At 38.0% G+C, this 13,991-nt stretch carries 18 protein-coding genes and 1 tRNA gene; 11 read left to right on the forward strand and 8 right to left on the reverse strand.

Annotation, left to right across the window (positions count from 1 at the left end; genetic code table 11):
• Positions 1 to 47: 47 nt before the first annotated feature.
• Positions 48 to 407, reverse strand: coding sequence for an HvfA family oxazolone/thioamide-modified RiPP metallophore (locus QE404_RS10760; protein WP_307450342.1), 360 nt, complete (start codon positions 405 to 407; stop codon positions 48 to 50).
• Between the two features lie 263 nt (positions 408 to 670).
• On the opposite strand from QE404_RS10760, the gene QE404_RS19340 reads away from it, so the two are divergent.
• Positions 671 to 805, forward strand: coding sequence for an integrase core domain-containing protein (locus QE404_RS19340; RefSeq protein WP_371935207.1), 135 nt, complete (start codon positions 671 to 673; stop codon positions 803 to 805).
• A 307-nt stretch (positions 806 to 1,112) separates the two neighbouring features.
• Here the strand turns inward: QE404_RS19340 and tssD are convergent, their stop codons facing one another.
• Positions 1,113 to 1,520 (reverse strand): type VI secretion system tube protein TssD, encoded by a 408-nt coding sequence (gene tssD / locus QE404_RS10765; protein WP_307450344.1) that lies wholly within the window; start codon positions 1,518 to 1,520, stop codon positions 1,113 to 1,115.
• A 278-nt stretch (positions 1,521 to 1,798) separates the two neighbouring features.
• Between tssD and QE404_RS10770 the strand changes: the two genes are divergently transcribed.
• From QE404_RS10770 to QE404_RS10785, 4 genes are all read left to right on the forward strand, one after another.
• Positions 1,799 to 1,871, forward strand: a tRNA-Phe gene (locus tag QE404_RS10770).
• 326 nt (positions 1,872 to 2,197) lie between these two features.
• Positions 2,198 to 2,512, forward strand: a complete 315-nt coding sequence (locus tag QE404_RS10775) for an ArsR/SmtB family transcription factor (RefSeq protein WP_307450346.1) — start codon at positions 2,198 to 2,200, stop codon at positions 2,510 to 2,512.
• A 35-nt stretch (positions 2,513 to 2,547) separates the two neighbouring features.
• Entirely contained in the window at positions 2,548 to 2,979 is a 432-nt protein-coding gene (locus tag QE404_RS10780) for an SRPBCC domain-containing protein (RefSeq protein WP_307453890.1), read from the forward strand.
• A 377-nt stretch (positions 2,980 to 3,356) separates the two neighbouring features.
• Positions 3,357 to 3,935: a YdeI/OmpD-associated family protein gene (locus tag QE404_RS10785; RefSeq protein WP_307450349.1), complete on the forward strand. Its 579-nt coding sequence runs from the start codon at positions 3,357 to 3,359 to the stop codon at positions 3,933 to 3,935.
• Positions 3,936 to 4,209: 274 nt separating this feature from the next.
• Here the strand turns inward: QE404_RS10785 and QE404_RS10790 are convergent, their stop codons facing one another.
• Both QE404_RS10790 and QE404_RS10795 read right to left on the reverse strand, forming a co-directional pair.
• Complete coding sequence (locus QE404_RS10790) at positions 4,210 to 4,782, reverse strand: cysteine hydrolase family protein (protein WP_307450351.1); 573 nt, start codon at positions 4,780 to 4,782, stop codon at positions 4,210 to 4,212.
• Positions 4,783 to 4,805: 23 nt separating this feature from the next.
• Entirely contained in the window at positions 4,806 to 5,747 is a 942-nt protein-coding gene (locus QE404_RS10795) for an alpha/beta hydrolase (RefSeq protein WP_307450353.1), read from the reverse strand.
• 137 nt (positions 5,748 to 5,884) lie between these two features.
• On the opposite strand from QE404_RS10795, the gene QE404_RS10800 reads away from it, so the two are divergent.
• From QE404_RS10800 to QE404_RS10815, 4 genes are all read left to right on the forward strand, one after another.
• Positions 5,885 to 6,247 (forward strand): winged helix-turn-helix transcriptional regulator, encoded by a 363-nt coding sequence (locus QE404_RS10800; protein WP_307450355.1) that lies wholly within the window; start codon positions 5,885 to 5,887, stop codon positions 6,245 to 6,247.
• 122 nt (positions 6,248 to 6,369) lie between these two features.
• On the forward strand, positions 6,370 to 7,545 hold the full coding sequence (locus QE404_RS10805; RefSeq protein ID WP_307450356.1) for a thioredoxin family protein: 1,176 nt from the start codon (positions 6,370 to 6,372) through the stop codon (positions 7,543 to 7,545).
• Positions 7,546 to 7,551: 6 nt separating this feature from the next.
• Positions 7,552 to 8,175, forward strand: coding sequence for a DUF3575 domain-containing protein (locus QE404_RS10810; protein ID WP_307450358.1), 624 nt, complete (start codon positions 7,552 to 7,554; stop codon positions 8,173 to 8,175).
• Between the two features lies 1 nt (position 8,176).
• Positions 8,177 to 8,383 (forward strand): hypothetical protein, encoded by a 207-nt coding sequence (locus QE404_RS10815; RefSeq protein ID WP_307450359.1) that lies wholly within the window; start codon positions 8,177 to 8,179, stop codon positions 8,381 to 8,383.
• On the opposite strand, the gene QE404_RS10820 is transcribed toward QE404_RS10815, so the two are convergent.
• Entirely contained in the window at positions 8,380 to 9,576 is a 1,197-nt protein-coding gene (locus QE404_RS10820; protein ID WP_307450360.1) for an exo-beta-N-acetylmuramidase NamZ family protein, read from the reverse strand. The genes QE404_RS10815 and QE404_RS10820 overlap by 4 nt on opposite strands.
• A 4-nt stretch (positions 9,577 to 9,580) precedes the next feature.
• Between QE404_RS10820 and QE404_RS10825 the strand changes: the two genes are divergently transcribed.
• Both QE404_RS10825 and QE404_RS10830 read left to right on the forward strand, forming a co-directional pair.
• Positions 9,581 to 10,810, forward strand: a complete 1,230-nt coding sequence (locus tag QE404_RS10825) for an ABC transporter permease (RefSeq protein WP_307450362.1) — start codon at positions 9,581 to 9,583, stop codon at positions 10,808 to 10,810.
• A 191-nt stretch (positions 10,811 to 11,001) separates the two neighbouring features.
• On the forward strand, positions 11,002 to 11,985 hold the full coding sequence (locus tag QE404_RS10830; RefSeq protein ID WP_307450364.1) for a PLP-dependent cysteine synthase family protein: 984 nt from the start codon (positions 11,002 to 11,004) through the stop codon (positions 11,983 to 11,985).
• A gap of 61 nt (positions 11,986 to 12,046) precedes the next feature.
• Here the strand turns inward: QE404_RS10830 and QE404_RS10835 are convergent, their stop codons facing one another.
• From QE404_RS10835 to QE404_RS10845, 3 genes are all read right to left on the reverse strand, one after another.
• Positions 12,047 to 12,577 carry a YcxB family protein gene (locus tag QE404_RS10835; protein ID WP_307450366.1) on the reverse strand — a complete coding sequence of 177 codons (531 nt, stop codon included), beginning with the start codon at positions 12,575 to 12,577 and terminating at the stop codon, positions 12,047 to 12,049.
• 122 nt (positions 12,578 to 12,699) lie between these two features.
• Entirely contained in the window at positions 12,700 to 13,002 is a 303-nt protein-coding gene (locus QE404_RS10840) for a chaperone modulator CbpM (RefSeq protein WP_307450368.1), read from the reverse strand.
• Between the two features lie 3 nt (positions 13,003 to 13,005).
• Complete coding sequence (locus QE404_RS10845) at positions 13,006 to 13,917, reverse strand: J domain-containing protein (RefSeq protein ID WP_307450370.1); 912 nt, start codon at positions 13,915 to 13,917, stop codon at positions 13,006 to 13,008.
• Between the last annotated feature and the right edge of the window lie 74 nt (positions 13,918 to 13,991).

Raw genomic sequence — 13,991 nt, forward strand, 5'->3', positions numbered from 1 at the left:
TTAAAATGCATCTGAGAGAAAACTAATCCCTCAGATGCAAACATTACTTACTTTTTAGTTGTAGCTGGAGTAGCTTTCGCTTTTCCTGTAGTTGTTTTTCCTCCGCATTTTCCCTCACCACATTTAGAATCTTTAGTTTTCCCTTGAGCTTTGTTTCCTCCACATTTTGAGTCTTTGGTTTTTCCTTCACTTTTTTTACCACCGCACTTTCCTTCACCACATTTCCCGTCTTTGGAGTTTTTATCACCACATTTCCCATCAGAAATATTTTTTAAGTCTACTGAATTACCAGATAAAGAAGTCCTTACTTCATATCCATTTCCAAGACTTGAAAAGCTTTTTGCAGAAGTGGTAAAAGAACCTAAGATTGCTGCACCTACTAAGATTGATTTTGTTTTTGAATTCATTTTCTTAATTTTTAAATGTTAATATTAATTTCATTCGTAAGTATAGTCGGGGGTTTATTGTTAACCTGACATATTTTTATTTTTTATTTTTGATGTTTAAGTTTAATTTATTGATTTACAGTATGTTTATTTTTGAATTTTATTCGTTTTTATTGAGAATATATTTAAAATAGAAAACTCAGAAGTTGAAAAAAATCACCAATTGCTTTTAGAAAAATCAGATTTTCCAAGTACTAATAGATAAAATTATATCTCAAAAAACGATGAAAATTATAAAACCTGGGAAGCCTGCGCAAAATAGCCTTATTGAAAGACTAAATAAAAGTTGTAGAAATAAGCTTCTTAATATGTATGTCTTTAAAAACTTACAGGATGCTGAAGGAAAAGCAAATCAGTAATAGATTAAATATAATTGTAACAGGCCGCACGAAGCGTTAGGAAATGTAAGTCCTGAAAAATATAAACAAAAATTAAAACAATCTATCTTTTAGAATGGTTACCAAGTTGGGACGATTACAAATAAATAACAGGCAGATAAATGATGATCAATATATTTCTGGAGAAACCACTTGAAATCCTCTGATTAATCAGAGTTTTTTTTGTTTTCTTTACGGCTGTATGTAGTACACCAAAGCCTGTCAACAATAAAAAAGCAGAATGAACACTGTATCCATTCTGCCTGATGTATTAATTTTGTATTTCGATTTATCTGTTAGGCCATGCTCCATCATAAGAAGAGTTCCCCAGGTCAATCTGTTCTGCGCTTACCACAAAAGTGATGTACATACTGTTGTTATCCACAGCATCGAAGTCTACCTCGTGCTGGATGACATAGCCATTATTCCATTTCAGTGTCGTTAAAGTTCCTTCTTCATGGGATTTATTGAAGGTTACTTCTCCTACCGTAGGTTTATACTTTCCGTTCAGAAGGCTTTCAAGGATATCTGATTTGTCAGTAGCCTCTACCGTAATCTTGATGAGAGCATTAGAGGGATCTGAGGCGACACGTCCTGATACGTCCGTGGATCTCGATACGCTGTAATTAAGTTTTAGGAGCTTTTGTGCTTCACCGTTGTTGAATTTTAAAATTCCTCTTGAATTCATTTCTGCCATGATCTGTAAATTTTAATGGTTAATATTCTGTGATTGTTCATTTTGTATAGCATCAAATTTAGATGGAATTACAATAGGGAGCTATAATTTGCAGTTAAATTTTAAAAAGTGTAGTAATTCTACGATTTTCAATCCTCTGAAAACTATAGCATTGAAGCAAGCAAACTGCGGCAATGCTTCATTTTACCAAAATTTTGGACGAATCACTTGCGAGGTATTGTAAAATATCATACTTTTGCAACACTTTAAAACAATAAAGTAACACATTAAACTATAATGGTTTCTTAGCTCAGTTGGTAGAGCAATGGATTGAAAATCCATGTGTCCCTGGTTCGATTCCTGGAGAAACCACGAGAAACACAACAATTTCTTGCAAACCCTTAAATCTTAGTATTTAAGGGTTTTTTGTTTATTGGACGTTTCAAAAAAAATTCAAATTGTCTAAATCTTTAGATGACCCGTCATTTTTTTACTTTGTAAGTAACCTAATTCTTCATAAATACATATCAACAATGGTGTAGAGCAATTGAACATCATGTTTAAAAGGTCATGATATGAAATGTATTAAGAATAGCAATATACCTTAAAGCAATTAAGATTTGTTAATATTAAAATTTAGAATTTATTTGCGCAACCGAAAGGTTGCACGTATATTCGCAACCATATAGTTGCACATTATGAAAAGAGATATCTTTCACGCCATTGCTGATCCTACCAGGAGAGCAATTATTTTACTGGTTTCAATTCAATCAATGACTCCCAATACAATAGCAGAAAATTTTGAAATATCAAGACAAGCCGTTTCAAAGCACTTAAAGGTGCTTTCAGAATGTGATGCTATTACCCAGGAACAGAAAGGTAGAGAAGTATATTACAAACTAAACCACAATAAAATGAAAGAAATTGCAGATTTCATTGAACCTTTCAGGAAAATGTGGGATGACAAATTTAATTCTTTAGAAAATCTAATGAAAAATCATAAACAGATTTAATATGGATCTAAAAACTAAAATTATTGCAGCTGAAGATGCTCAGGACCTTACCAATTGTAAGAGATTTTGAACTCCCTGTTGAACTCCTGTTCAAAGCAAACTCCGAAAAAGAATTATTAGAAAAATGGATGGGTACGAAAGTTATCAAACTGGAAAGTCGGAAACACGGAAGTTATGAATTTGAAACTTCAAGAGGTGGAAATGTTGTTTTTAAAGCAGATGGTACAATTCACGAATATATTGAGAATGATATAATAATTAGAACTTTTGAAATGGCCAATATGCCTATTGGTGTTCAACTTGAGTTTTTAAGATTTGAAAAACTTACTGATGATACAAGTAAAATAACTATCCACATTATTTATCAGTCCAAAGAACATAGAGCAGAACAACTTAAACTGCCATTTGAAATGGGCTTAAATATGGCTCACAACAATCTACAAAAAATAATAAGTGAACAACTCTGATATGGAGAAAAAAAAAACATCATTTATTGGATTTCTACAACACTTTTATCATTAGGAATGTTGACTGGAGGAATTCAACAATTGTTTCAGATCGGTGGTTACAATAAAATAGTAACAGATTTTAGGTTATCCTCTTATCTTTTATCAATTTTAGGAGTTTGGAAGATATTAGGAGTTATTATTATTCTGTTAACAACAATGAAATTAATTAAGAATGGGATTATGCAGGATTCTTTTTCGCAATGTCCGGTGCAATAGTTTCTCATTTAATTGCAGGAAAGACTTTACTGAAACAATACCATCATTAATTCTGTTAACTGTAACGGTCTTCTCGTGGTATTTTAGGCCTGATAATCGTAAAATAATTCCTTAAAACTATGATACAAGTAGAAAGTTTTTTTAATACATCCAGTAGATGGAAAGAAGAATATAATACCCTCCGTGAAATTATACTTGAGAATAAACAACTCAAGGAAGATTTTAAGTGGATGCATCCGTGTTATACATATTTGGGCAATAATATAGTTCTGATTCACGGATTTAAAGATTATTGTGCTTTGCTTTTTCATAAAGGCGTCCTTTTAAAAGATCAGCAAGGTCTTTTGATACAACAAACAAAAAATGTTCAGTCTGCCAGGCAATTGAGATTTAAAAATGTCGACGAAATAATTTCCAAAAAAATAATTATTGAAAATTTCATAAAAGATGCAATTGAAGTTGAAAAAAGAGGTGACAAAGTAGAATTAAAACCTGTTTCAGAATATACTGTTCCAGAAGAGTTTCAAAAAGCATTGAATGAAGATAAAAATTTATCAAATGCTTTCTATAATTTAACCCCAGGAAGGCAAAAAGGATATTTACTTTATTTTGGCCAGGCAAAGCAATCAAAAACAAGGCAGGAAAGAATAGCAAAATTTTATGATAAAATTATACTTGGAAAAGGTATTGATGATTGATTTAGTTCTTGCTGATTTAAGAACTATTGATTTCAGAGTGTTTTAAACTCTTTTTTATAAAAAAATCTCTACCCTTTTAACTATGCTATCAAACCACTTGCAATCCGTTGAACTATACATAGACTATATCATAGCTTAGATATAAGAGTTCTATAAAAGTGATGTTAAAATCAATAAGAAACATTAATCCACTACAGAAAAGAAGGTTTCAAACAAAGCAGGAAGAAATACCATTTTTCAAAGAAACAAAACCATAATTCATATCAAAACCAATTTACTCCAATTCCGCCAACACCTTTTCTGAATTCCAAACCGTCGCAAACTCACCATGTAAATTGGCGAGCGCTGTAAGGTGCACCAGCTCGGCATCATATTTTTCACCGTTAATCCCAATCCTGTCAAAGCCAGCCGTTGCATCAGAAACCACATAGGTTTCATACCCGAAGTTCCCAGCCATCCTAGCTGTTGTTGAAACGCAATGGTTCGTGGTAATTCCCACGATGACCAGAGTGTGGATATCCTGCGCGTCTAACCTTTCTTTCAAATCGGTCCCAATCAATGCACTGTTCACATTTTTGGTAATGACAGGTTCACCGGGAAGGGGCAATACTTCATCGCTGAACTGAAATCCGGGATGTGACTCATGAAGCCTGGAATGCTTATTTGAAGAACTATGCCTGATGTGGAAAACCGGAAGCTTAAGTTCCCTCCACTTTTCCAGCAGCCTTCCACAGGTTTTTTCTGCATTTTTATTATTCCTGTTGCCTCCCCAGTACTCATCATCCAGAAAACCCTTCTGAACATCGATCAGAATCAGAGCCGGTTTCTTATCACTTAGTGTGCCCATTGTAATTTATTTTGAAATATTAATCAGAACATACGGCTGTAAAGAAATTCATTATACCGGTCAGTCAGAGGTGCTTCAAAAAGATCAAAGACATGAATCGCTCCGGGAATCACCCAAAGTTCAGTATGAACCCCCGCCTGGTACAGCAGCTGGGAGAATTCAATACCTTCATCTCTTAAGGGATCCAGTTCACAAGCTACTATAGTCGTTCTCGGAAGGTTTTGGAAATCATCGTAATAGGTAAGGTCTGCATATCGTATACTTTTATCCTTATCTTCATTCCCTAAAAAATGGGCCCACGCAATTTCAGCATACTTCCGGTTCCATATCGGCGCATCCGTAAATTCTTTCATGGAAGGTGTATCCATCCTGTTGTGGATCACCGGATACAGTAAAAACTGGTGTTTTATATTCTTGATTCCTTGATCATTTGCCATCTGGGTAACTGCAGCAGCAAGATGGCCACCGGCACTGCCTCCGAAAACAGTGATATTCTCAGGATCGATTCCCAGCTGCTGTTCACCGCTTGTTATCGTCCATTGCAACGCATCGAAGCCATCCTGCACAGGAACCGGAAACTTATACTGCGGAGATAGCCTGTAATCTACAGAAATAATGGTGGCATGAAGATTTTCTGCAAGCTCAAACATCTGCTTGTCTACCTGCTCCGGAAGACCGAAAATATAGCCTCCCCCATGAAAATAAATAATGGTTCTGTTTCTGTCAAATCCTTCCGGCTGGTAAATATGAAGCCTTATCTGGTGATCATCACCGGAACTTTTTACAAAAATATCTTTTACTTTAATAGTATCCGGTCCTTTAAAAAGATATGCTTTGGCCAGGGCTTCTTTTTCTTCCTGAACCAGTTCAGGACGATGGAGGAATTCTGTTTCATCAATTTCCAGTGAGAACGGAAACTGGTCTATGCTTTCTTTCAGATTCGGGTCTATTCTGCTTAAATCCATAATGCTTGTGTTTTTTTAAATGTAAAATTATGTACTTTCGGGTTTTATCCCTGTGACTTTTATTTTGTAAATTTATGTAATCAAAAAACAGCTTCCAATACGACGGCAAATTGTATGAAACGAACAAAAATGTAAGTATGAAAATTAAGGAGTCTTCTACCAACCATGAGAATAAGAAAAATCTAGAACGGAGCTGCTCAGAAATCTATGCAGTAAACCTGATCAGCGGAAGATGGATTCTTTCTATCTGCTATTGTCTCAGACAAGGCAGGCTAAGGTTCTCTGAACTCAAAAACATGATGCCGAACATCAGTGAAAGGATGCTCACCATGCAGCTGAAAAAAATGGAGGAAGAACAACTGATTTCTAAAAAAGTATATGCAGAAATTCCTCCGAGAACCGAATATGAATTAACGGAAATAGGGAAAAAATTAATCCCGGTTCTTGATGAACTGGATGCATGGGGTAAAGAACATAAAAAACTGAAAAACCAACATTGATCCTGATGGTTTCAATTAATAAGAAAATTCATACTCTGAAAACCCTAACAATAATTAACATAATACCGGGTAGGGGGTTACAAGGAAATTAATTATCTTCGCCCTTTAATTTATTTGGAACAATGAAGAAGATCATCTCCGGATTATTTCTGTTTATAGGGGTATTGATATTTTCCCAGGAATCCATCCAGTTTCAGGATGTACCATTCAAAGATCTTATTGCAAAAGCGAAGAAAGAGAATAAAATTGTTTTTATTGATGCCTATGCTTCCTGGTGCGGTCCCTGTAAGATGATGGAGAGGAATGTATTTACCAAGAAATCTGTCGGAGACTATTTCAATACCAATTTTGTGAATGCGAGATTCGACATGGAAAAAGGAGAAGGAAGGGAAATTGCTGCCAAATTCGGAGTACGCTCCTACCCTACCTATCTTTTCCTGAACGGAGACGGAGAACTGGTTTCTCAAAACTTCGGATACATGGAGGAAAGTTTATTCCTGTCTATGGCACAGGACGTTAATGCACCCAACAATAAAAAAGGGTCTTTAAAAGAGAGGTTTGCCAAAGGGGAAAAAGACCCTGAATTCCTGATCAACATCATGAAACTGAACTCCAGTTCCGATTTTGATTTTGCTAAAAAGGCATCTGAACGATATTTTGAAAATAAAAAAGCCACAGATGAACTTTCTAAAGAAGATATCGGCTACCTGCTCTTTTTCCTGAAGTCAAGTGAAGATCCCAACTATAAAGTTTTCACGGCGAGAAAAGCCCAAATCATCCAACAGCTTCCGGAAGATACTTATAAGCAGTTCGATAATCAGCTGAAACTGGCAAAAATCGTGGAACAGTCTATTGATGATAAAACGAAAACCATCAACAGTGCTTATTTTATGAAAGCAGCCGAGCCTCTGGTAGGTACGTATGATGCTACTATAAAACTTAACCAGACCAAACTGGCTTATTATGAGCAGAATGCCAATTTTCCTGAATATGAAAAGGCAGCCCTGGAATACTATAAAAATTCAGATTCCTTTGAGCCAAATGAACTGCTCAAAGCGGCATGGATGTTTTCAGAACATGTAAAGAATCAGGCATCCCTTAAAAAAGCGGCTGAATGGGCGGAAAAATCTGTCATGAGAGGAGAAACATCTGAGAATACTTATATCCTTGCGAAACTGTATTTTTTAACCGGAAATATGGAAATGGCAAGAACTTATGCAGAGATGGCAAAAAAAATGGCGATCCAGTCCGGTAAGGATGCCTCTCTTTCAGAAGATTTACTTAATCAGATCAAATAACACAGGATGAAATACACTTTCATAACAGCAGTCTTAACACTTCTTTTATCCGGACAAATCCAGGCTCAGGAACAGGAACCGGCCAAAAGCCTTTATATCAAAGGAAATGCACTCTTTATTCCGATAGGCGTTCTCAATGCAGGCATGGAATACCAGCTCAGCAAAAAATATACGTTACAGGGAGATGTCTTTATTTCCCCTTGGAAATCATTTGCAGGTCATGAGTTTCAGTACTATTCGGTTTCCATGGAGGGCAGGTATTATTTTGATGAAGCCTTCAAGCATTGGTATGTTGGAGCCAATATAGCAACTTCAGCTTTTGTATTACAGAAGTGGAATTACTGGAAATCTAAGACTTATATAAATGAAATTACCGGTGAAAAGTTCGAAAATTCAGAATTGTATCAGAAAGGGTATTCAGTAATTTTGGGAATTACGGCCGGGTACCAGTTTAATCTTTCAGAAAGATGGAATATTGATGTCTATGCTACAGCCGGGACGTCACAGGATTTTTACAAAGGTTATGAAAGAAGCACCGGAAGGCGCTACGATTCTGCACAGAGATTCAATAAAAGCGGTGAAATCCTGCCCTACAGAGGGGGTGTAATGATTTCCTATAAACTTAAGTAACATGAAACTATTCGGACAAAAACACCTGATCATTTGTGCCATCACCTTTGTCATCCTGTTCCTGATGAATTACATTGGGAATGATCTCCCTGACAAGCTTCAAAGAGCGTTATTAACGGCTTCTGCAGGGGTAATCGGGCTATCCATAGGACTTATCATTTACAACCGGGGCAAGAATGATAACCAGCCTCCTCAGAATTTTGATTAATCCTGATACACGATATATTTACTCCTGATCTTTTCAAATTTTTTAAGATCGGGCTGCCAGGATTTTTTAATATCTGAAATCGATGTACCTGCAATAATCTGCTTTCTCAGTTCATCTGTACCTGCAAGCTTATCAAACCAAAGGTTTTTCAGGAAAAAGTCCTGTTCAGGATTTTTATAATGGCGGTACGCTTTGATCACCCATTCCATGTTCAGCTCACGCAGGTCTTCAGGATACTCAGACAAGTTTTCACCATAACATAATTTACCGTTCAGGAAAGGGTCTTTAGCTCCGGAATTGGGCTTTGGAGTGAATGAATAAGGCAAACCTTTCGTCCATGGAGAGCCGTAAATCTGAAAAGGCAGAGACGTTCCCCTACCCACAGAAACCTGGGTACCTTCAAAAAAGCACAGGCTTGGATAAAGATTGATTGACTTATCGTTCGGAAGATTAGGAGAAGGCTTATCTGAGATAGCGTAGCGCTGTTTTTTATGGTAGTTTTTCATCGATACCAGGGTATACTTAGCCTGAATACCATTTTTCAGCCATTTTTCACCGTTCACCATTTTTCCGTATTCACCAATGGTGAGTCCGTATACTACCGGAACTTCATGGAGGCCTACAAAACTAGACCACTTTTGTTTCAATACAGGTCCGTCTGTATATCCGTCATGGGGATTGGGCCTGTCCAGCACCATCACTTCAACATGGTTTTCAGCCGCAGCTTCCATAAGATAGGTAAGCGTTGAAATATAGGTATAAAACCTGACGCCAACGTCCTGAATATCGAATACAACAATATCAATTCCTTTTAATTGCTCAGGCGTTGGTTTTTTATTGTTTCCATACAGGGAAATGATAGGAATACCGGTTTTGGCATCGGTCCCGTTCTTTACCGTTTCCCCCGCGTCCGCATCTCCCCGGAAACCGTGCTCAGGGGCAAAGATAGCTTTGATACGGATATTATTTTTGATCAGGAAATCCACCAGATGGGTTCTGTCCAGCATCAGTCCGGTCTGGTTGGTTACTACCCCAACTGTTTTATTTCTCAGCAGGGGAATATATTTTTCCGGCTGATCTGCCCCTGTTTTAAAGCTTGATTCCTTCTGAGCCTGAGAATAATATTGGTTGAATACTCCTAAAAAAATTAGGCAAATAAAAAGTAAATTTTTAATTTTGAAATCTAAATTCATAAACTTGAGCTTTCCCTTATATTTCTCCAGAAAAATAGCCCTTTCCAAAGATAACAAAAATAACCTTTCAAGGGTGATTATCTTTATCGGCAGGCTCTCCGTAGCGCTGGGAATCATTGTTTCCCTGATTACGGTTTCCACAGGTTTCGGCTCAAAGAAAGCCATAAAGGAAAGGCTTGCAGATTTCAGCGGCCACATTACCGTAAAGTCTACGCGGTCCAACTCTTCTTATAACACTTCCGTTCTGGACAACCAGGGCCTTGAAATCAATAAGATCAAGGAACTGCCGGATGTACAGAGCGTTCAGAAATACGCTATGGTTACCGGGATCATGCGTAATGAGCATAATTTTGCCGGGGTTATTTTTAAAGGGGTCGGAAAAGATTTCGACAGCCTGCGCTTCAAAAAATTTCTTATTGCAGGAACTACGCCGAAGATAACGGAACAGGGCTACAACAATGGCATTACCATTTCACAGAAGGTTGCCAACGATCTTCACCTGAAAGTAAAGGACAGCATTGTTACCATATTTTCAAAAACAGACCAGAAACCTGTTTACAGGAAATTTGAAGTGGTAGGCATCTATAAAACCGACATCAAAATGATCGATGACCAGTTTGTGATCGGTGACATCAATCAGGTGAGGAAGATACAGGATATGAAGCCGAATGAAGCAGGTGGCATTGATATTTTCCTTAATAATATCGATGATATTGACACCGTTTTTCCTGATGTTGAAAAACTCATCGGCTATAAAAACTATGCTGAAAAAGCGACTGAAAAATATCCTCAAATTATTGACTGGATCAGCATCTTCGATACGAATATCGCCCTGATCATCATCATCATGCTGATTGTTGTGGTCATTAATATCATTATGGTCCTTTTAATCCTGATTATTGAAAGAACGAACTCCATCGGGCTTCTTAAAACATTGGGAGCAAGCAATGCGCAGATCCGTGCTACTTTTATCAATTACACCCTGATCATCATGATCCCGGGGCTTCTATACGGTAACCTGATCGGCCTCGGATTGCTGCTGATTCAGAAATTCCTGGGCATCATCCGCCTGAATCCTGAAAACTATTATGTCAGCACCGTTCCGGTGGACCTTAATCCTGTAGCTATCATTTCAATCTCTCTGGGAATCCTGATCATTTCCGGCCTTGCCCTGATCGTTCCCAGCTATCTGATCAGCAAGATTTCTCCGGTAAAGGCAATTAAGTATAATTAGGTTTTAGATATCAGACTTTAGACTTCAGATATTAGAGTGTTGATTTTTAGAATTTGAGGTTTCGTCATGATATAAGATGTCTTGATTGAGCCTCCCAATTCATATCATAATGATTCTGACTGATCATCAGCATCTCTCTGGTTTTTCATTATAATTTAAAGCCGTATCTTTGCAGCGTTATATGACCATTTATGAAATACGCTAACAATATTCTTGAAACGATAGGAAATACGCCCCTGGTAAAGCTGAATAAGGTCCTTGGAGAAGATTTCCCTGCATTGGTTCTTGCCAAAGTGGAGACCTTCAATCCCGGGAACTCAGTAAAAGACAGGATGGCTGTGAAAATGATTGAAGATGCCGAAAAAGACGGCAGATTGAAGCCAGGCGGGACCATTATTGAAGGGACTTCCGGAAATACCGGAATGGGGCTTGCCCTTGCCGCCATCATCAAAGGCTACAAATGTATTTTTGTAACGAATTCCAAACAGTCCAAAGAAAAATGCGATATCCTGCGTGCCGTAGGTGCTGAAGTTATTGTATGTCCCACTGACGTAAAACCTACAGATCCGCGTTCTTATTATTCGGTTTCCAAAAGACTGGCTACTGAAACAGAAAACGGATGGTATGTTAACCAATATGATAATTTATCCAACAGAGCCGCTCATTACGAGTCTACTGCACCGGAAATCTGGGAACAGACGGAAGGCAAACTGACCCATTTTGTGGTTGGTGCCGGAACGGGAGGTACCATTACCGGGTGCGGCATGTTTTTTAAGGAGAAAAATCCTGATATTAAGGTTATTGGTGTGGACACTTACGGTTCTATCCTGAAAGAATTCCATGAGACCGGTGAACTTCATTATGATCATGCCTACACTTATATCACAGAAGGAATCGGGGAAGATATCATCCCTGACAATTATGATATGTCCATCATTGATCATTTTGAAAAGGTAACAGATAAAGACGGAGCTATTTATGCCCGGAAACTGGCTAAGGAAGAAGGGATCTTCTGCGGCTACTCTGCCGGAAGCGCCATTGCTTCACTGGTACAGATGAAAGACCAGTTCACAAAAGATGATATTATCGTTGTTTTGCTTCACGACCATGGTTCAAGATATGTAGGAAAAGTATATAATGATGAATGGATGAGAGAAATGGGCTGGCTTGACTGATCCCCATACTTATCATAAAAAAACAGAGTACATCGATTTGTACTCTGTTTTTTTTATTTCTTTATTTATCAACTATATTTTCCGCTATTATTTTCTTTAGGAACTGATGATCCTCCTTACTCATGGATGCTACCGGAAACATATAATTGTATTTGCCCTCCAGCGCTATATATTTTGGCTGAATGTCGAAAGCGGTAAAATCTTTCCATTCGCTGGTTTCTTTTTCACCATCAATATTAACGGTAAAAAAATTTCCGTTTACCCTGATTTCATATATTTTGCATCGGTCCAAAATATCCAGGTAAGCATTGACCTGTTTTTTCCATCTTGACACTTTATTGATGCTGACGGACAGGAAAACGGCACATAACAGAAACAGGAAGCTGACGAAATATAAAATTCCCGATTTCTCCTTACTGAATTCATCCCTGAAAAGAAATAAAATCAAAAGGATCAGCGCCGTGAGTATGGTAGTTACCGTTTTCCCCTTTGTTGTTGGCGAGAAAAACAGGCTTCCCTGATTACCATTGAAATAAATTTCTTCAAAATATGCCCGTTCAGGGTTCAGTACAATTACTTTTTCTTCAGTCATACGATTATTTGTACCTGCAAAGCTAACCAATTGGGCTGATATGAACCGATTATTGTCCACTAAAGATTCATGATCCTGAAATTTGTGATGACTGACCGCGGTATAAATTAGGCAATTACCAATTATCCTTCTTCATACCGACTGCCAATGGCAGCCAGCCTGGCCATGAGCTCACGGTTTTTCTGTTTCATATCCTCAAGTTTTTTCAGCATGTCATGGATAACTTCCAGCCCCGGAAGGTTGATTTCCAGGTCGTAATGCCAGTTGGCAAATTTTTCAAATGCTGGCAGATCCTCGTACATCAGGTAGCTCGTATTGTTTTCCGTCTTTACGGTTAGCAAACCATTATCTACCAGATCGTTAAAAAATGTAATTTCTATATTGTATATTTTTACGAGTTCTTCCCTCGATATTTTTTCAGTCATGGCTCAGGAATTTTTCAGTTGTTCAAAAAGTTCTTTCTGCTTATCGGTAAGATGGGTCGGTATTTTTACATCATAGGTCACCAGGAGATCTCCATATTGCCCTTCTTTCTTGTATACGGGAAATCCTTTTCCTTTCAGCCGAACGGTTGTCCCGTTCTGTGTTCCTGGTTTTACTTTAAGTTTAACAGTTCCTTCAAGGGTTTTTACATTTACTTCGCCTCCGAGCACTGCGGTACACAGATCAATGGTCACTTTTGTTTTCAGGTTATTCTCTACCCTTTCAAAATCAGGGTCAGGAGGAATGGTAAACGTAATATAAAGGTCTCCGGCCGGTCCGCCGTTAACTCCTGGTCCGCCGTGTCCTTTCAGTTTAATCTGCTGCCCGTCATAAACACCCGCCGGAATGGTGATCCTTACTTTCTTCCCGTTGATTTCAAATGTCTGGGGATGGGTAACTGCAGCGTCTCTAAGGCTCAGGTTGAGCTCAGCGTGTATATCCTGGCCTTTGAATTTACCTGAAGCGCTTCCCCGTGAACTTCTTCCGAAACCTCCGCCGCCACCGAACATGCTCTGAAAGAAGTCTGAAAAATCTTCACCTTCTCCAAAATCGGCACCTGAAAAGCCTCCTCCAAAATTCTGCCCCTGATACTGCCTTTGCTGTTGCTGCTGTGCTTTTTCATATTCTTCACCGTGTTTCCAGTGCTCGCCATATTTATCATATTTTGCACGGTTTTCTGGATTGCTCAATACTTCATTGGCTTCATTGAGCTCTTTAAACTTTCTTTCTGCTTCTTTATCACCTGGATTGAGATCAGGATGAAGCTTCCTGGCTAGTTTCCGGTAAGCTTTCTTAATGTCATCCTGGGTGGCGTTCTTATCTACGCCGAGAATGTTATAGTAATCTATATAAGCCATAGAACAGTGTTTTTCTAAATTCAGCAAATTTGATGCTGGAATCTTCTACAGAAGTGTTAAATAAAGCTATCTTT

Source organism: Chryseobacterium camelliae (assembly GCF_030818575.1).
Lineage (GTDB): Bacteria > Bacteroidota > Bacteroidia > Flavobacteriales > Weeksellaceae > Chryseobacterium > Chryseobacterium camelliae_A.